Annotated in this window: 10 protein-coding genes; 9 read left to right on the top strand and 1 reads right to left on the bottom strand. The window is 59.2% G+C overall.

Going from position 1 to position 19,191, the window contains the following annotated elements:
• Window positions 1-58 precede the first annotated feature (58 nt).
• The 7 genes from WGT02_RS21845 (at window position 59) to WGT02_RS21815 (ending at window position 15,270) form a co-directional block, all read left to right on the top strand.
• Window positions 59-1,714: a glycosyltransferase gene (locus WGT02_RS21845; protein WP_024314423.1), complete on the top strand. Its 1,656-nt coding sequence runs from the start codon at window positions 59-61 to the stop codon at window positions 1,712-1,714.
• Window positions 1,715-1,724: 10 nt separating this feature from the next.
• A complete protein-coding gene (locus WGT02_RS21840) occupies window positions 1,725-2,855 on the top strand; it encodes an HlyD family efflux transporter periplasmic adaptor subunit (protein WP_024314422.1) in 1,131 nt (376 codons plus the stop codon).
• Between the two features lie 116 nt (window positions 2,856-2,971).
• Window positions 2,972-6,688: a NosD domain-containing protein gene (locus tag WGT02_RS21835; protein WP_225040026.1), complete on the top strand. Its 3,717-nt coding sequence runs from the start codon at window positions 2,972-2,974 to the stop codon at window positions 6,686-6,688.
• Window positions 6,685-7,854 carry an alginate lyase family protein gene (locus WGT02_RS21830; protein WP_024314420.1) on the top strand — a complete coding sequence of 390 codons (1,170 nt, stop codon included), beginning with the start codon at window positions 6,685-6,687 and terminating at the stop codon, window positions 7,852-7,854. Before WGT02_RS21835 ends, WGT02_RS21830 begins: the two co-directional genes overlap by 4 nt.
• Window positions 7,851-10,799: an SEL1-like repeat protein gene (locus WGT02_RS21825; protein ID WP_208246804.1), complete on the top strand. Its 2,949-nt coding sequence runs from the start codon at window positions 7,851-7,853 to the stop codon at window positions 10,797-10,799. The genes WGT02_RS21830 and WGT02_RS21825 overlap by 4 nt, the downstream gene beginning before the upstream one ends.
• A 274-nt stretch (window positions 10,800-11,073) precedes the next feature.
• Entirely contained in the window at window positions 11,074-13,953 is a 2,880-nt protein-coding gene (locus WGT02_RS21820; protein ID WP_208246802.1) for a tetratricopeptide repeat protein, read from the top strand.
• Between the two features lie 24 nt (window positions 13,954-13,977).
• Window positions 13,978-15,270, top strand: a complete 1,293-nt coding sequence (locus WGT02_RS21815; RefSeq protein WP_208246800.1) for a tetratricopeptide repeat protein — start codon at window positions 13,978-13,980, stop codon at window positions 15,268-15,270.
• Between the two features lie 39 nt (window positions 15,271-15,309).
• Here WGT02_RS21815 and WGT02_RS21810 read toward each other — a convergent pair whose 3' ends face one another.
• Window positions 15,310-16,188, bottom strand: coding sequence for a right-handed parallel beta-helix repeat-containing protein (locus WGT02_RS21810; RefSeq protein WP_225040028.1), 879 nt, complete (start codon window positions 16,186-16,188; stop codon window positions 15,310-15,312).
• 399 nt (window positions 16,189-16,587) lie between these two features.
• Between WGT02_RS21810 and WGT02_RS21805 the strand changes: the two genes are divergently transcribed.
• Both WGT02_RS21805 and WGT02_RS21800 read left to right on the top strand, forming a co-directional pair.
• Complete coding sequence (locus WGT02_RS21805; RefSeq protein ID WP_024314415.1) at window positions 16,588-16,959, top strand: hypothetical protein; 372 nt, start codon at window positions 16,588-16,590, stop codon at window positions 16,957-16,959.
• Window positions 16,960-17,730: 771 nt separating this feature from the next.
• A complete protein-coding gene (locus tag WGT02_RS21800) occupies window positions 17,731-19,170 on the top strand; it encodes an exopolysaccharide biosynthesis polyprenyl glycosylphosphotransferase (RefSeq protein WP_208246796.1) in 1,440 nt (479 codons plus the stop codon).
• The last annotated feature ends 21 nt before the right edge of the window (window positions 19,171-19,191 follow it).

The raw sequence follows: 19,191 nt of genomic DNA, 5'->3' as shown, positions 1-19,191 counted from the left end.
GGGAGGAGGCCCGCGCTTCTCGAGAAGCAGCACGGCATGATCACCGAGGCATGGAGTAATGGCAAAAACGCAGTATGCCGATGGCTATGGAGCAGTTGCCGCGCCGGTAGATCGTCTACTGGCAAAGGTGCCCGACGGTCGTGACCCCAGATCCGCTTCACGGCTCGTCGCCTGGAGCGAAACGCTGGAAGCCCATCTCGTCTATATCGCTTTGATCCTTTGCATCGCCTCCGCAACACCCCTCGATAGTCTTGCAAGTGCCCATTCCGGTGCGCTTTTCGGCCTCGGTTTCCTCGCGGTCTGGCGATATGGCTGGGGCCTCGCGCATTTTGTGCGATCCAACATCTACCGCTCGATCGTCTTTCCAAAAATGCGCGCCGAGGCCGACGATGCGATGCGTGAATGCGCTGACATCGAGGGCAGCCAACATGTTTTCCTACTCGTCACCAGTTTCCGCATCGACGGCGATACGACTTCAGCCGTCTACCGCGCCGCGTTTGAAGCCGCAAAGCAGGCACCAGGTGGCGCGACCGTGGTCGCCTCCATCGTCGAGATGGGAGACCAGCGTCTGATCAAACTGCTTTACCGCCTGATCTGCGGTGAAGACACCAATGTTCGCCTTGTCATCACACGCATCGCCGGGACCGGCAAGCGCGATGCGCTGGCTTATGCCTTCCGTGCGATTTGTCGGCAGGAGCCCAAGGCGGACGATGTGGTGGCCCTAATCGACGGCGACTCGATCGTACCTTTTGATTTCGTCAGCAAATGTATCGGCTTTTTCCGGGCCGATCGCAGCGTTGGCGCGCTGACGACCGACGAGGTCTCACATGTGCATGGCAAGGCAAAGTTCCATATCTGGTACAGCTTGCGGTTTGCCCAGCGCCATATCCTCATGTCGTCGAACGGATTGTCACGCAAGGTGCTGACGCTGACGGGTCGGATGTCGATGTTCAGGGCGTCGATTGTCTGCGATCCCGATTTCGTGAGGCAGGTCGAATCTGACTACGTCGATCACTGGCGGCTCGGCCGGCTGACGTTCCTGACCGGAGACGACAAGTCGAGCTGGTTCTGGCTCCTGCGCAACGGTTACAAGATGCTCTACATTCCAGACGTTGTCGTCGCGACCGTCGAGGAGCCACCGTCCAAACACTTCCTGCCAGCAGCGACACAGTTGATGGTGCGCTGGTTCGGCAACATGCTGCGCACGAATTCACGGGCGCTGGCACTCGGACCATCGAAAATCGGCTTCTTCACCTGGTGGACGATCTTCGATCAACGCGTCTCGATGTGGACCTCGCTCGCTGGACTGGCAATGGTTCTCCTCGTGGGATTGTTCGAGGCACCGTTCGCCTTCCTCATCTACCTTCTGTGGGTGCTCGCAACGCGCTATTTGCTGACGCTGATGCTGTTTAACTCGCGCCGCCGCGTTTCGGCCTTCTACCCCTTCTTCATCTATTTCAATCAGATCTACGGATCGGTCGTCAAAACCTACATCTTCTTCCACCTGAACAAGCAAAAGTGGACGCGTCAGAAGACGACGCTTTTAGACAACCGGACACGCTTCGAAAGCCGCGTTCGCGACGCCTCGTCAACACTTGTTCATGTCATCGCGCTCACCGTTTTCGTGACGATCGTCGCCGTTGTCCTCGGACAACTGGCAATTCCGGAAGCACCCATATTTGCAATGGCCTACGGGCTGGACCCGGTAAATTGAGGGAGTGGATATGAACGTCGTAAAGTTCGAAGCGGATGTACAACGCCAGCATGCGCGCTACAAACTTCCCTTAAAATGCGTGATCGACGGATACCGCTACACCTGTCTCGACTGGTCGGTTGGTGGTGTGGGGGTGGCGACCGGCAAGACCGTGCTGCCCGAATTCAAGACATTTCCAGTTGACCTTGAATTCCCCTTCGACGGCTTTGTCTTCACGCTAAGGGTGGATGCACAGGTTCGCTACTGCGACCCGACGAAGGGACGCACAGGCTTTCAGTACATGTCGCTGACGGAGGAAAAGCTCCGCTTTCTGCGCTACGTGCGTGATGCTCATCTGAGTGGCGAGGTCGTCACACTCAACGACGTCCTGGATCTGTCGAGCCGATCCATCGATCCGCGTGGTCGGAAGAAGGATGGCAGCTCCGAGGAACACGCCGCTGGCGGGTGGTACGAGGCGGTGGCCAGGCGGTGGCTGCGAATTGTCGTAACGTCGATCCTCGGCATCGGGGTGCTGCTTTTCTTATGGGGTGCGCTTTATCAGCGGCTCTGGACGTTCCGCGCCGACCAGTCCCTTGTGACGATCGATTCGGCTACCGTGATCGCGCCGTCAGACGGTGTCGTCACCAACATCGTGACGCAAGGCGCGGTGAAGGCCGGCGATCCCGTGGCGACGATCCTGCCCACGGCCAACAACCGCAGTGTCACCGTGCTGGCGCGCTGTGACTGCATCATTCAGGACGTTCAGGTCGGACTGGACAGCCAGGTCCGAGCCGGACAACGGCTTCTTTCACTGAGCATGCAGAATGCCAAACCGCACGTCGTGGCGATGGTGGACTATTCCCAAGCCCTGCGTCTCTATAAGGGCGCGCGTGTTCTTGTCGAGCTTCCCGATGGGAAGAGCATTTCGAATGCTGCCATCCGCGATCTGCCGAAGCTGACAAGCACCGATCTTGCCTCTGGCAACAAGATCCCGATCAACATTGACGTCGGCGACGCAGATCTCGCCTCGATCGTCGGAACGCCGGTGACGGTGCGGTTCGTGCATTCGCCGTGGACGACCAGGACCCCGCCGCAAATACTGAAGAGCTTCGTCGACACGACCGGGACCGAGAGCCGACCAGCGGCGGAAACCAAGGGATAAGAGGAGCGCTCCAGCCAACCAGGTGAGTGAGAGCAAATCGTATCGGACGAGTTCGATAGCAAGGAATGACGAGGGAGTTAATGCGTATGACGTGCACAAAACGAGACCTCGCGAAATTGACCGCCTCAGCTCTGACTGCCGGAGCTCTGCTTTGGGCAAGCGGGATTTCTCCGGCATTTGCTCAGACATCGGACAGTGTTCAACAGATCGTCGAGAAAATCCGGCAATCCGTTCTTGACGTAGATAAATCAAGGACGCCCGCTGAGCGGATCAAGGCCTATGACCGCGCCCGCGACCAGTTGGCCACGCTCGCGGCAGCCGCGGAAGGTGGTGATGGTTCTGCCAGAACTAGCATTGCCAATTTCGAGGCGGACGGCATTACGCCCGACGTCGTCACAACGGGTACCCTGAGCGCCACCTTCGCAAGCCTGACCGACAAGGGGGCCGACCCGGACGCGCGCGTCGCGACAAGACTGAGGATCGACGATCTTATCGACGCCCTGTCGGCGCCGGAACTCAAAGTATCGGCTCTGGCCGACTATGCGCGACAGATCGCGAGCGACCACGATGCCGCCTTGACCCTCTTGGAAAGGGCAATCGATGTCAGCGCACAGCTTGCCTCGGCGGATGAGAAGAATGCCGCGCTCAACAACATCGCCCAGGTCGGAGCCTATGTCGAACCGAAGCTGACCTCCAACATCATCAATAGGGCCGTCGGTGGGATGTGGCCGGCTCGCATGCGTGGATTTGCCCGCTACGATATCGCCCTGCGCCTGCTCGGCGATAAGAAACTCGGCAAGAAGGACATCAAAGACGCCAAATTCGAGGACATCTCGGCAACAGTGAAAACCGAACTAAAGGCCGGGCGGATAGATGAGGCCCTGCTGTTGGCGCTCGCCGTCGATCCGGAATCGTCCGAACATCGCGCCGACGTCGTCAACGAGGTCCTGAGCGCAGCGCTCAAAGCAAATGCAGTGAACCTTTTCCCGGTTTTCGCCACGAGCCTCGCCGATCGGAGTGATCAGGAAGACCTGATCGTCCGCATCGTCAAGAACCGCGTCGATGCCGACCGTCTGATCGACGCGACGGCAATGACCGGGGCGATGGAACGTGGCCCGGGGCTCGCAGAGATCGACTTCACGCTTGCCTCCGAACTCAGCGATCGCGGGCTGGCGAAGATGGCAACACAGCAGTACGATCGGGGCACGGAGATCGTCAAAGTGTTGAGCGGCGATGCCAAGGAAGCCGCCCTGATTGCAGCCATAGGTGGGGCAACCGACCTCAAGCGCTTTGATGACGCCCAGGCGTTCGCAGATCAGTTGACTGACATGCAAGGTGCATCCAATGCCCTGGGCAATCTTGCCAAGGCGTTTGCAGACAGCGACGATTTGAAGAAGGCCGAAGCGCTTCTCCCGAAAATCACCACACTCAAGGACCGGGAGCAGGCGCTTTCAGGCATCGGTCGCGCCCAGGCGAGAGAGGGAGACCTCGATGCCGCAACGAAGATCGCTGACGAGATCGCAAACGACGAAGACAAGGGCCGCGTGCAATCGGAAATTGTCCGGGTCTTGGCGCGCAACGGCAAAATCGACGACGCAATGGGCCTTGCAACGTCCATCAGGGAACCGGAATACCGCGTCGAAGCGCTCCTGCGGCTTGCCAAGGAAATATCGGCAACGGATGGGGCCGAAAAGGCGGAACATGTCGTCAGCCAGGCGATCGCGTATGCAGGCGGGGTGGACGAGGCAGACAAGCGCGACGACCTGTTCTTCGACATTATCGACTATTTGTCGAAGTCCAACCAGATCGAGCTTGCAAAAAAGCTCGTCAGCAAGATTTCCGACGAGAAGCTGAAGGCGAAAGCAGCAGGACGCATTGCAAGCCGGGCTGCATTGTCTGGCGACACCAAGAACGCCATCGCCTATTTCGAAAGCCAGCCCGCCGCCCGCGATGAGATGCTCAAAGCCGAGGTGATGATCGCGGCCGCCAACGATCCGGCCTACGTCGAGACGGCCGTTCTTGCCACCAGGGAATTCCACGATCCGATGCTTCGGGTGCGCACCTTTCGCGCCATTGCGCAAGCGCAGTTGCGTCACCTCGACCGGCTCGGTTGGGGAATCGGCAAGGGCGACCCCTCAGAGTATAAGGACTGGCTGAAGAAGGTGGCATTGGCGGCTATGGACGAAGACCCGGCCCACCTTTCGACGCCTGTCTTCAGCGATGGCCGAATGTCTCTGCGCACGACATCCGTCATAAGCGCCCCGCTTGCCAAATACGGATACCCCGACATAAGCAAGACAGCCGCGACGACGCGCTCGATGGTACCGCTGCCGACGCCGGGACGGATCTCGATAACGCTCGGAAACCTCAGTCCCTATGAAAGCAAATTCATGGAGGATCTCGCAGGCGGATTTACCGGTCTGTCCCACGCTGCGCGCGCACAAGGGCTTCTTTATCCGCGGATCATCGTCATTCAAAGCGGCGTCTACACGCTCGGCAGTCTGGCAATGCAGCTCGATAGCATGGCCGGCGAGCCGCTGGTCGAGCGGGACGGCGACATCGTGACGCTTCGCGCGCCGTTGCTCGTCGGCGAGAAGGCAGGCTTGATCTTGTCCGGTCAGGAGGCGTCTACCTATCGCTTGTCGGCCACTGCCGGTGCCTTTCTGGCGGTCGGCGGCAGGCTCTACATTCAGGACACGACCGTAACCTCATGGGATGAAGCGCTGTTGAAGCCGCGCAGTTCCAGCAAGGACACGCGCGGTATATTCCGGCCCTTCATCGTCGGCTGGAGCAATTCCGAAATGTATATTGGCGGATCGGTCTTGGATTCGCTGGGGTACGCAGCCTCGAAGTCTTTCGGCCTGACGTTTTCGGCCGGACCGAAGACCATTGCCAAGGCTCGCGAGCAGTTGCGAAATCCGACAGGCATCGTCGTCGAGAATTATTTTCACAACTTCGAGTACGGCTTCTATTCCTATGAGGCCGATGACATCTCGCTTATCGGAAACGAGTACGCAAACAACGTCCTTTATGGCGTTGATCCCCACGACCGCTCGCAGCGGCTGCTGATTGCGCTCAACACCGCGCACGACACGATGGTCAAGCATGGGATCATCATCTCCCGCGGTGTCGATGCCAGTTGGCAAATCGGCAACATGGTGTTCCACAACAAGGGCTCCGGCCTGATGCTCGACCGCGACAGCGTCGACAATCTCGTTTACGGCAACCTTTCCTTTAGGAACGACCAGGATGGCCTGACATTCTTCGAGAGCAGTTGCAATCTCGCGGTCGCCAACGCGTTCGTCGACAATGGCCGCTCCGGCGTGCGCATGCGCAACAGCTGGGACATCGGTGTCCATGACAACGCCATCGTTCGCAACAAGCTCGAGGCGATCAGCGGCTACATCAGCGACCTGTCGCTCGCACAGGATGAGCACAAGCGCGATCTGGTGATGGATCCTTATGTGCCACTGACGACCTTTACCGCCTCCGGCAACCTGATCTCTGCAAATGGCAAGGGGATAAAGGCCGCCGGCGTCTCGGGACTCACATTGGCAAAGAACGAATTCCGCAATCAGGAAGGTCGTCTCCTCGACGGCGACACACGCCCGTTCGAGGGCCACGTGCTGCGCTTCAACGGGCATCAGGACGTGGCGATCGCATCCACATGCCGTCCGCAGCGGCCGGAAAATTACGAATGCGCCTTCAGGGAGGCGGGGTTCTTGGGGGAGAACGATGCACTTTTCTTTGACAGCAAAACTTCCGGCAATTGCACCGACGCTCGCGGCTCCGTGCAGTTTGAAAGTTTCCATGGAAAAGGAGACAGCAGTTGAAAAATGCGGCTCACTCTTTTCTCGCGGCACGCAGCGGGATCGCCCTGCTAGCGGCCGTCCTCAGTGCGGTTGCGGTGCCGGGCGCGACACAGGCATCCGTGGCGCAGGCAGCAAACGGCGGCTATCAGGGCCTCTTTGACGTGAAGGCACGCAAGGATTTTCTCGCGCAGAACCCATCATCTGATGCTCGCAAGGCGTGCCTTGCGGTCGACGCCGACGCCAAATGGCTGAACATCGAGGTTATCAAGGGTCTGACGACCACACAGGGATACGGCACGGACCGGTCCGGCAATCAGTACGCCTGGGCGGTCATGGTCCTGTCCGGCCGCGCGCTTGCCGGTGACAAACGGGCCGAGGAGATGCTCACGGCCTTTCTGCTGAAATGGGCTGACGCCGGCGCATTCTCTGAAACCGAAAAGATTCACGACGCCTACTACGCTCTGAAACGTCTGATGCTGCCGACTGTCGTGGCCTATTCGATCATCCGCGACGGGCTCGGTGATCAAGAAAAGCAGAGGCTGATCGCCTGGATCGATCCGCTGGTGCGACGAACCGATCAGATCTTCGAGGGAAGCGTCGACTACAACAACCACCGCTATCTGGCCGACAGCGTGCTGATGGCCTGGGGCAGCCTGACGGGCGACCAGGAGCTTTATCAAAAGGGGCTCGACCGCTTTGGTATCATCCTGAACGACGCCCGTGCCGACGGCAGCCTTCCTCTCGAAACCCGCCGCGGTGCGCGCGCACTCTGGTATATGCGCCAGTCGCTGACAAGCATGACCGTCATGGCCGAAATTGCTGCCGGCGGGCAGGACGCCCTGTTCGAGGCCACGGCTGCCGTCGATGGAAGGAAGAAATCCATGTGGACGGTCCTGTCCTACTGGATGAATGGCATGACCAACCCGATCCTGGTCAAAGCCTACTCCGCCGAGAACTACATTCCCGGACCGGAACAGGACTTCATGAAGCCGGATTTCGGCTTCCTCGAAAACAGGGGCAACGGACGCCACTACCTGGCGTTCCTCGAGGCTGTGGCCGCTCATGAACCACCGAACTTCATTCAACGGCGTGCAGGCGCCCTCCTCGAACGAGAAGGAGCAAACGAACGTCCTCTCATCGACGAATTCGCCGGCGGCAACGCCACCTGCTTCTGGAGGCAAGGATGAGACCGCGCCAGAGGCACTTCTCCATCTTGCTTGCAGCCGGCTATCTCGCCGTCTCAGCGCCGATCATGGTAGCCGCAGAGCCAACGGCAACGCCGGCCGAGCAGGTCGATCTACTGATCCAGCAGACGGATGGTGAGGCGCTTTTGAGGGTTGCCAAGCAGTTGCGGGGCGGACTGGCAGTCTCGGCCGACAATCCGTTGAGGGTGCCAAACTTCCCGAAAGCACGCCAAGCTCTTGAGACAGCCGTGACATTGCCCGGCGCCAGACAGGCGGAAGCAAAACTGCTGCTCGCCAAGATGATGCTGGCAGGCGAGGGGGGACCGGTTGACGTCGACCGTGCGCTGGCACTCCTCGACGCCGTCATCAAGACGGGCAATGCCGAGGCGGCCTATATCCGCGGGCAGAAGCTCGCATCTCTTCCAAGCCGCGATCAGGACGCGCGCGACAACCTCAATCTTGCCCTTCGCCTCGGCGACGGCGCTGCGGCATTCGAGCTTGCAAAGCTTTCCGGCGCAACACCGGCACAGGCCGCTGCGATGACGAGCTTCGGGCTTGACCTTTTGCGTCAGCGCGTGGCGCGAGGGGATGCAGGCGCGGCCTTCGATCTCGGCGGATACTATCGAAAGCTGTCGGACAAAGCCGAGGATCAGAAGGAGGCCTTGGCTTGGTATCGAAAGGCGGCACAATTGGGCCAATCGGCAGCCGTCGTGTGGGTGGCACGTCTGCTCGGCAATCCCGACACGCCGCTCTTCGATCCCACAGCCGCAGTCGAACAATACCAAACAGCCGCACGCGACGGATCGATCGAAGCCGCGCAGGAATTGGTGCGGGACTTTGCTGATGCCGGTCCGCTGAAAGTTCCACCGGACGTATACGACGTTTGGATTGCCAAACTGATCGACGCCAAGGACGCGACGGCGGTCCTTTATTATTCCCAGGCATTGCAGGAAACGGCCGAGCAGCGCAGGCAGTCGTCGGACCAGCTCTATGAGGCGACAATGGCCGGCGACGTGGCTAACGTCGACGATCTGATCCGGATCGGCGAGAGCTTTCGCGACGGAGCAGGTGTCGTCATCGACCAGACGCGCGCCGCAAGCATTTTCCGGCTTGGCGTGAGGAATGGCTCCAACGCCGCCCTCACGCGATTTGCGCATCTGGTTATCGATGCCCCGTCTCTGAGAAGCCAAGAAAACGTCGCCCTTGCACTTGAAAAGCTGAGCGGGCTGGCGGCGAAGGGAAGCGTCACTGGACAGCTGCTGCTCGGCGACATGTACGCCAAAGGCGTCATGGGACAGGTGGACGAGACGAAAGCTATCGACCTTTATCACAGAGCCCTTGCAGCAGCCGAATCGGTCGAGGTGCTCAATCGCCTGGCCGAGGTCTACCTCTCATCCGCCGATGTGAACAAGCGCAAGAAAGCCTTCCCCTATATCGAGCGCGCCTCTCGAGCCGGCAGCGAGAGCGCCATGCTGAAGGAGGCCGAGGCCTATGCCGATGGCGAAATCGTCGGCCAGGATTTCGATAGGGCAGTCGCGCTCTACAAGAAGGCAATTTCGCTTGGCGCCACCGATGCCTTGGTCAGTTTGGCGAACCTTTATCTTTCGCGTGGCGGGGAGACCGCATTTCACGATGCACATAAGGCCTTCTCCGATGCGATCGCGGCAGGGAACCGGGAAGCGCCGGTCGAAATGGCGCGATTCCTCAAAGCAAACGGCAAGCTGGACGAGGCGATCGATCGGCTGACCGCTGCCGCTCGAAAGAACAACAGCTCGGCTGCTGTAGAGCTCTACGAATATGCGTCAGAACGGGCGCAGGATCCGAATGTCGGGGCGCAATGGCTGCGACTGGCCCTGAAGACGATGAGCGATGTTCCGCGTGAGAAAGTGCATCTGGCAAGCGTCATGCTGATGCCGTCGGATATACGCCTCAATCTCCAGGGAGCCGCGATGCTGCGCGAGCTTTCCGGCGCAAAAATTCCCGGTGCTGCCGTCGCCCTGTCGAGCGTCTATATCGAGGGGAAAGGAGATGTCAAAGATGTCCCCGCCGGCCTGGAACTATTGGAGCAGGCGTCCCAGAAAGGCGATGTCGATGCCATCTTGAAACTTGGCGACCTCTACATGGACGGCAAGTTTGTCGAAGGCAACGGCCAGAAGGCCGTCAACTATTACCGCGCGGTGATCACACTCCATCCGGACGATCCGGTCGCCAACTTGCGCATGGCGCGCGCCTATCGGGAAGGGCGAGGCGTTGAACGCAATCTGGCTGTTGCGGCGACCTACCTGAAGATTTCCTCTGATGCGGGAAGCCGGATGGCGACGCGGGATCTTGGCCTCGCCTACATCTGGGGCAGCGGCGTCGAAAGGCAGGAAGACACGGCCGTTCAGCTGCTGCGCTCTGCGGCCGAGCACGGCTTTGCCTTTGCCTGGCACGATCTTGCGGAGACATATGGCTCTGCCATCGGTCCCGAGGTCGACGCGTCCCAGAACTTCAGACTGAACATGCGCGGCGCCAGGGAAGGTCACGTATCGGCGATGATCGGAGCGGGCGTCGCACTTCTATCCGGCTTCGGCACCCAGCGCGATCCAGAGGCTGGCATCCTGTGGCTGGAACGGGCGTCGGCCAGCAGCGGCTGGGATGCTCCCGATGCGATGCACAGACTGGCCGAGGTCTACAAATTCGGCGTCGGCGTTGGCAAGGATCCGAAGAAGGCGCGCGAATGGGAGCTGCGAGCGGCAAATGCGGGCAGCGCCGCTGCAATGTTCCATCTGGCCCTGGATCTTGAAGCCGCCAATACGGACGCAAGCAAGGCCGAAGCAATCAAGTGGCTGCAGAGAGCGCGCGCCCTCCAGCATGTTCAAGCCGCAAAGAAACTCAAAAGAATGGGTGCGGAAGACATGTCTTCCGTATCGCTGCAGGGGGTCGAGGACAATGATGTGGAAGAGTGAGCGCCAACGCAGCGTCACATTTCGCAAGCGAATACCGCGCCCATCGCTCGCAGATTTGAACCTGGAGGGAAACCGAGGGCGCAATTCCCGTGTCCTTGCCTGTACAGCGCTCATCGTGCCGGCCCGGAGCGATTGTGGAGTTTGGCCGACCCACAACTGGGTCGTCCTGGTGAGGAACGAGATTATCGCGCGGGCAAGCCAGCGCATGCTCGAAAAAATGAGATCGGCAAAGCACGAGAGTGATGACGGTCGCAAACAATGAGGTAGCGTTTAAATGTCGCACGGAAACGAGATTTGGGGTGCGGCCGCCGGCCGCCGGCTTGGGCGTTTCCGAAAGACCGCGCTCGCAGCGACGCTTGCCTTCTGCGCGCCGGGTCTTGCAACGAACGTCGTTGCCGCCACCGCCACTCAGACATTGATTCCACTGAGCCCGGATTTCGACTACTCGCACATCTGTGTCGCGCCGCCTGCGGTACCTGCGCCACGCAACTGGAGCCGCTTTGACGGCAAGAGCCAAAGCACGATCTCGCCCGACGACATGCTGCAGGACGCGCAAACGCTCTTCAACCCCTACAGTCAATATCAGAGAAGCCCGGCGACCGCTGAACGCATGGCCCTTTACCTCAGCCAGGTGCCTTTTGCCGGAAGAGGTCGGGCACTCCATCTCTACGGTCGCATTCTGGCCGATGACGACGATGCCTCTCTGCGCGCCGATGACATCGTCAGGGCCGAGGCCGAGGCAATCAAACGCGGGACGATCGAGGCGGGAACCTTTCTCGGCCGACTCTATCGCGAAGGGGAGGTCGTGCCGGCCGACCTCAAGACGTCACAAGCATACCTTACAGCGGCAGCAAATGCCGGCGATCCGAACGCCGAGCTTGAGCTTGCGCGCCTCTACTACCGCAATCCTCAACTGGCAGAGACCGCGCACACCAGCCGGGTTTATCTGGATCGCGCGATCTCGAAGATGTCGGAAAGGCTGGGCACCGGCGATTGTAGCGTCCTGACCGGTTTTGCCGACATCCTGATCGATCCCGATTTGGGGCTCGATGACAAACAGACCTCGGCAGAATGGCTGCAAGCTGCCGTAAAGCTCGGTGATGTCAGGGCAATGTCAACACTGGCGCGCCGCTACCTTGAGGACAATGGCGTTGTCGCCAATCAGCAGCAGGCAATCGGGCTTTTGAGGCAAGCATCAGCGCTTGGACATTCAGCAAGCCGGCTGACCCTTGCTGATCTCCTGCTTTCAACCTCACAACAAGGTAGCGGCAAGGACGAAGCATTCAAACTGCTGGCTCAGGAAGCAGAGCGCAACAACCCGCGCGCCTATGAAATGAAGGCCGCCTACTATCGTGGTGCCTACGGGGCCGGAACAGATCCCGGTCTCGAGCTGCAAAGCCTGCAGAAGGCGGCTGTGCTGCCGGACGCCAGCCTGCGCACACTGGAGCAACTCGGCATCATCTATGCGCGCGGCAGCGCTGGCGCACCGAATTTCGAGCTCGCCAAGCAAACGCTGACGAAGGCGGCCGATCTTGGCTCGTCGCGTTCCGCATTCGAACTCTACAACCTTGCCTCCGGTGAAAAGCCATCGATAAGGCTGGACAAGGATCCACTGGAGTATTTGAAAGCCGCCGCCGACCACGGCCTCGGGGTTGCAATGAGCGAGCTGTCATCTCTCTATTCCTGTGGAACGGGTGTCGAGAAGGACCGTGCCAAGGCACGCGTCTGGCTTGAAAAGGCGGCGGCCGCAGGCAACGCGGCAAGCCTCTTGAGGCTTGCAGACGAGGCTTTTGCCAACCGCACAGCTGATGGCGATGCCGCAGCGGTCGACTATCTCGTGCAAGCGGCTAAGCAAGGCGATGTCGAAGCCATGATGCGTGTCAGCCAATCTTATCGCAACGGCCGCGGAACACCGAAGGATGCGGCCGCGGCCAAGACCTGGCACCAGCGGGCCATGACAGCCGATCCTGGCGTTGCGACGTTGACCGAGGCGCGAGCGCTTCTGTCGCCGGATGCCTTAGAGGAGCGCGACGCTATCAAGGCAAGAGCGATGCTGGAGGCGTCGGCTCCGACCGGAAATCCGGACGTGCTCTTCGAGCTGGCGAGGCTCTACATCGATCCCGATCCAACACTCGAGCCAGATCCCAAGAGGGCCACATCCGTCTTCGTCGAGGCGGCGTCCAGGGGCAGTATCCCGGCCATGTTGCGGCTGGTGGACATGAAGGTGGCGGCCGCCGACGGCGGTGGAGCGGATTGGCAGCAATGGCTTTCTCGCGCCAACGCGTCTGGCGATTTGCGCACGCTCCTCAAGCGAGCCGAACTTGAAGGCGACACCGAGCGCCAGGCAACCGTTTTGAAGGCCGCCCTCAGCCGGCCGCTTTGCCTGGAGAAGGAAAAGATACAGGTTGCCTTGGCGATACGAACCATGCCGCAATTCAAGCAGGACTATCTCGGTCTCTTCGATCAAGTGATGGCCGAGCCCACGAAGGATCCAAGCACGCAATACCAGGTTGCCCGTTTTCTGCTGAACGAACGGCCGGCCGAAAAGGCAAGGGCAATCGAGCTCATGAAGGACGCTGCCGAGGGTGGAAAGCGCGAGGCCATGCGCGAGATCGGCCGGATGTATGGCACCGGCGAGGGTTTGCCGATGGATGACAAGACCAGCTACATGTGGCTGGTGAAAAGCGCGAGGCTTGGCGACGAGGGGGCCCTGGAAAGCCTGGTGACAGAGATCCTGTCGCAGCAGACCACGCTCGACGATGCCACACGCGGTGACGAGAAGGTGGAAGCGCTGCTGCGCGATCTCGCGGCGCAGAATTCACAGCAGGTCGCAACCCTCTTGTCCAGGCTTTATCTGCGGCTCTGCGAAGGCAGCCCCGCGTTCACGCAAGCAGCCAAAACTTGGACCCTGAAGGCAGCAACGCTCGGGAATGGAGCCGCCATGCTCAACGTTTCCGATTTCTACGCGGCTGGCACCCACGGGTTCGAGCACTCCGATGCCAAGAGCACTGAATGGCTCTCGAAGGCGGCGCATGCGGGCTACCGCGGCGCTTTTGAGAAATATGCAATCGCGCTGCAGATCGGCTTCGGCACAAAAGCTGATACCGAAGAAGCGCAGCGCTGGCTCACCAAGTCGGTCGACCTGGCAAACTGAAACGTCAATGCAGGAGTAGGCGTCATGAAGAGCATCCTACGCATATTGCTGACCGCTCTGATGGCAACATCAACACTCGCGACCGCTGAAGCGGCGAAGATCGTGAAGCCGACGCCAAGGCCCGTTGTCGAGACATACGCGAATTGGGAGGAGCTGCGGATCGCGAAGGGCTGGCCCGAAGTCAATGCGGCGGTCAAGCTTCCCTTGCCCAAGCGTCTGTTGATCGCCACAGCGGCACTGACCACACCCGAGCGAAAGGTGCGCAATCCCAATTATGGCTTCGCCCTTCTGCTCGCAGGTCCAACGTCGCGGGACGCCACACGGCTTCTCGCCAAGGGCGTCTTGATGAACGAGTATGCCTTTGGGGACAGAACCCCGGCCGTCCTGCGCTCGCTTGCGGCGGAGGCCATGCGTGGGTGCAAGAGCTGCGTGGCGGCCTACGGATTGATTCAATACGCCGGGTTGGATGTCCCGCAAAATGACGTGGTGGCCTATAAGTGGTATCGATGGGCAGCTGTTGTCGGGAATGCCAAGGGCATCGAGGCGACAGCGCTCGCTCTTGCCGAAGGCCGCGGCACCCCCAAGAACATCCCTGAGGCGAAGAAATGGGCGGTTCGACTTGAACCGGCACGCCGAGCAAAGCTCTACACCGAGATTGCCAAGCGCATCGTGCTCAGCAAGACGCCGGACGATGTCGCGGTGAGCTCAGACTTGCTCCTGCAATCGATAGCGCTCAATCCGCTCGACGCCGGCAGGCCCGCGAAGCAATTGCTCAATCTCGATTACCCACCATCGGTACAGGACGAAGCGATGGCTGCCATCCGGGCGGAGGGACGGGCGGCCGATCCAAATGCGCTGAAGGTGATGGCACAGGTCCTGTGGAAGAAGGACAAGCCGGAGGCGGTCGACGAGGCAATTTCGATATTCCAGACCCTGGCGGAACGCGGCAACGCTGATGCCATCGATTATCTGTCACGGGCTCTGCAGCGTTCCGATGTCAACAAGAGCCGGAAGGACCAGATCATCGGCAGTCTTCAGTCGGCTGCAGCCAGTGGATATGCGAGAGCCTCAAAGGTGCTTGGCAATGCCTATTACTACGGCACCGGCGTCGATGCCTCGCTTGAGAAGGCACAGACCTATCGCGAAAGCGCAGCCAAGCAGAATGATCCGGAGGCGCAATATCTTCTGGGCATGATGATGCTTCAGTCGACCGACGACGCGCAGGACGACGCGACAGGTCGGCAGTGGTTGGAAAAGTCGGCAGCGGGCGGATATCCCCTGGCGCAGGCCGCACTTCAGAAGCTGTCATCCAATTGAGAAGCGGACCGAGACACCTGGCTGCGGCGGCAGCAACCGTCAGCATTTGGCGAGTGGTTCGAGCGGTACCTTGCCCTTTTTCTTTTCGGAACTGCTCTGCGAGGTGTTGCCGCACACCTTGCCCTGTGGACCGCGCTCTGCGCGCACGACCGCTACTCCGACTTTGCGAAACGTGTTGCCATAGACATCGTTGTGGAGGCCGTCCTTGTCGCTGTCACCACCGAGACGCACCCCAGCGCCTCGCACATTGCTAACAGTGTTGTAGCGGAAGACGTTGTTGTTGCCGCGAGAATCGAAGCCGCCCGAGTTCTTGTCCTTCTGGCCGGAACATTGATTGTGCTCGACGATGTTACGGCTTGACCCTTCCTTGATATCAACGCACTCGTTGCCCTTGGTGTCGATGACATTGTGATGGACGAGATTGCCGTCTGAGGCGTCGACGGATCGGTCCGGAGCTCCATGAGCGCCCCGCTGCTCCGGCGCGGTGCCAATGTAGATGCCCTCGCCGTTCTTGCCGCCATCTCTGAAGGCGAAGTCGTAGCGGCCGCAATTGCTGATCTGCGAATAGGCAATCTCGTTTCGACGCGTCTGGTAGCGAAGCCTGATGCATTCACCACCGGCATTTTTGACGGACATGTTCAATATTCGCAGGCCCGTTACGCCGTCTCCACGCGTCTTGCCGATGACATAGATGAGCTTGTTGCGATAACTCCTCTTGTTGTTACCGGCGCCGACCTTTCCATCGACGGTGAATCCGCGCAGCACCGTATAGTCGTGGTTGATTTCGATCACCCTCGGCGCGCCAGCTCCCTTGACGAATGCCGACCGAGGACCGGTGATCACGATCGGTTTGCCGGGCTTGCCGTTTCGGACCGTCTTGAAATCTTCATAATACACTCCGGGTTTAAGCCGGATCACATCACCTGGCTCTGCTTTGTTGAGGGCAGCCTGGATGCTGCGCCTTGGCGATGGAGAAACATCAAGTGTCGCCGCGAAACTCGCACCGGCGAACGCCGCGCAGCTGCAGAAAACCGACATGCGAACGACAAGAAAAGACGCCAAAAATCCGTGAGCCATTGTGAACCTCTTCGCACTCGCCGAAGGATTTAGCTGCCAGTGAAAGCATTGCTTGCAGACGGCAAGATCAACGTACATTCACGCCCGCTGAAACATAGAAAGAATTTCTCACAAGACTATGTCAAATCATTGATACAAGCTCGGATCGTCTCTCGTTTTTCTTCTTGAGATTCGAAAAAATCTTGTCGATTAGCTTGTGTTAATATAGCTTTACATTGTTGACAACGAAGGAGCTGGATCATGTTGAGATTATTCCTTGTCGTCTCCGCCCTACTGTCATTGTCCGTGCCTTGCGCTGTCGCCGACAGCCCTTGGTACCGGATTATTCCGGTACCAAACGCGCCGGGCTGCAAGGTCCTTGCCGACCCGAATGGCCGGCCGATTCAACAACGATACGAAACGGGCGGGGCACGCATCTATGCCATCGGTGGCAAGGCATGTCCGCAGAAATTCCCCGGAGAAAGCTACGCCACGATTTCGACCGCGCGGTCGATCACGACGGATGGAAACTTCGCGCGCATCATAACCAAGACGCGCAAATTGGTGGTCAGCCGCGGGGGCACGGGCAACCACTATCAGTTCGCAATAAACAAGCTAGACGCGGTGAGATAGGAAACCGGCTGGAAACGGCGCTGGAGCGAAGACGTTGGTCCGTTCGCACAAGTCCGATTGCCATCAGCAAGCGGGCTCCGGCGCCAACCAGTCGTCGACCGCCTGTGCGTCGAATGCTCCAGGAGGCGAGCCCTCCACGACCCGACGACCGTGCCTGTCATCAGCGGGCAAGCGAACGCGGTTTGAGCCGCTGTCGCGGGCGACGAGCCCAAAACAATTCATCCAATTCTCGGGCGACCGCAGGCCATTTCAAGACGCGCTCATGGCCGTGGCAAATAGCGTTCTTGAGGACGCGCCAGTCGTATGGCCAGTCGTGGCTTGAGCCATCGGCATCGTTTGGAATTCTGTGTCGTTGTCGATTGCGATGAGCCGCAGATGCTGACGCGAAAGCTTTCCGCCTATACCTTAAAAGACCTGCCAAACGCCCAACCTTGGTCGCTTTGTACGCGAGTGGAAGCCGGTGCGAGCGTCTGCTCGAGAGGGCGATATTACCTTGTCTCGTCGATCCAGCGGGCGTCATCTAACTGGTTGATTCGACTAATCTATGTCGAGCGGCGTGGTGAAAGAGGAGACCGCACGCGCAGCTTGATCTCAGGAGCAGACAATAAATTCCTTCCTTCTCTACAAGTATCAAGAATATATTTAAAGTATAACACAAGTAAAATATTCTTTCAAAAGGCATCTCTCGTTACGCAATAAGGCGTATTCGAGGATAATTGTTGCGTACGTTCAACTCATGTTAACTATTAGGCAGGGTTGAGGGTGTGAAACATGACCATTCCAGTCGAGCATAACTGGGACCTGCACCTTTCCGTCAAGAGCGACCGGAGATGGTTCGGTTTCAATAGCTTTGCGATCACCGGCATTGCGGCGGCGTTCGATTTTATTCTTCTCATCGCGGCGAGCGCCGCGGGCCATCTGTTTTACGAACGGATTGTCTTTGGTGGTCTTGCTGACCCGTCACTTTACGTTGGCATCGGTCTGCTCGTTGCCACGATTTTTGTGCTGGCCATGTTTGGCGTCCATGCTTATCGACCCGGCGAGATGCTCTCGTTCCGTCGCCAGTTGGTGTTGATTTCTGCACTTCTGCCCGCGGTGCTTTTGTTCCTTCTGGCCGTTGTCCTGTTCCTAAAGCTCGACACGACGGTATCTCGGGGTGCAATCATAACGACGTCGGTTCTCTCCATGGGTGGACTGATCGCTTTGCGCCTGTTCTGGCACCACCATCTCCACAGGGCCGTTGCACGCGCTGCATTTCCCACCCGTCGCGTCCTTTTGATTTGCCCAGGCACGATGCCGACCGAACCTGTCGTTCAACGTGCCGCTCTCAGCGGTCTATCCGTCAAGTACACGATGCGGATCGCCGAGGCCGATCTGGCCCTGGCATCAACCAGCGACGCCTATGAGAAACATGGCATAGCCGAGGTCGATGAGGTGCTGGTTGCCTGGAGTGACTTCGCGAATTTGCGTGCCCTGGAAGAGTGCCTGATCACGCTTCGCCAATTCTGCGTGCCGGTGAGCGTCATGTTCGGCGGCATCGTTGGCGACGTCGTCGAAGGCTTTGCGCAGACCGTCGGCGAACGACGTGTATTTCAGACACACCGGCCGCCTCTCGACGTTTACGAGCGCGGGCTGAAACGAGCGTTCGATATCGTCTTTTCGATTGCCGCCCTGGTGGTCATGTTTCCGATCTGCGCCGTCGTCGCGGTTGTCATCAAACTCGACAGTCCCGGACCGATTTTCTTCGTGCAGTCGCGAAAGGGGTATAGTGGCCGCGCGTTTCGCATCCTCAAGTTTCGCAGCATGTCGGTCATGGAGGATTCCACTGACGTGCGCCAGGCAACACGCAACGATCCTCGCATCACTCGCGTTGGCAGCTTCATTCGATCGACCAGCCTGGACGAACTGCCTCAATTCTGGAACGTCCTTCGAGGCGACATGTCGGTGGTCGGTCCGCGCCCACATGCGTTGGTGCACGATGATCTCTACGGAGCGCTTATCGCTCAATATGCTTCACGTCGGCATGTCAAACCGGGACTAACGGGCTGGGCTCAGATCAACGGATGCCGAGGCGAAACGCCGACTGTGGATCGGATGGCTGATCGTGTTCGCCATGACCTCTGGTACATCAATAACTGGTCGCTGTGGCTCGATCTGAAAATCGTCTTTTTGACAATGGTCTGCATGGTTGACCGCAGCAACGTCTACTAGGTGGTCATCGTTAGTGAGTAT

The organism is Rhizobium sp. T1470 (assembly GCF_042140505.1).
GTDB lineage: Bacteria > Pseudomonadota > Alphaproteobacteria > Rhizobiales > Rhizobiaceae > Rhizobium > Rhizobium favelukesii.
Note: the sequence above shows the minus strand (reverse complement) of the source record. Positions and strands in the feature narration are given on the sequence as shown.

Excerpts from the sequence above, each read along its gene's own strand:
- WGT02_RS21845 (WP_024314423.1), top strand. The coding sequence starts at position 59 with ATGGCAAAAACGCAGTATGCCGATGGCTATGGAGCAGTTGCCGCGCCG.
- WGT02_RS21840 (WP_024314422.1), top strand. The coding sequence starts at position 1,725 with ATGAACGTCGTAAAGTTCGAAGCGGATGTACAACGCCAGCATGCGCGC.
- WGT02_RS21825 (WP_208246804.1), top strand. The coding sequence starts at position 7,851 with ATGAGACCGCGCCAGAGGCACTTCTCCATCTTGCTTGCAGCCGGCTAT.
- WGT02_RS21820 (WP_208246802.1), top strand. The coding sequence starts at position 11,074 with ATGTCGCACGGAAACGAGATTTGGGGTGCGGCCGCCGGCCGCCGGCTT.
- WGT02_RS21815 (WP_208246800.1), top strand. The coding sequence starts at position 13,978 with ATGAAGAGCATCCTACGCATATTGCTGACCGCTCTGATGGCAACATCA.
- WGT02_RS21805 (WP_024314415.1), top strand. The coding sequence starts at position 16,588 with ATGTTGAGATTATTCCTTGTCGTCTCCGCCCTACTGTCATTGTCCGTG.
- WGT02_RS21800 (WP_208246796.1), top strand. The coding sequence starts at position 17,731 with ATGACCATTCCAGTCGAGCATAACTGGGACCTGCACCTTTCCGTCAAG.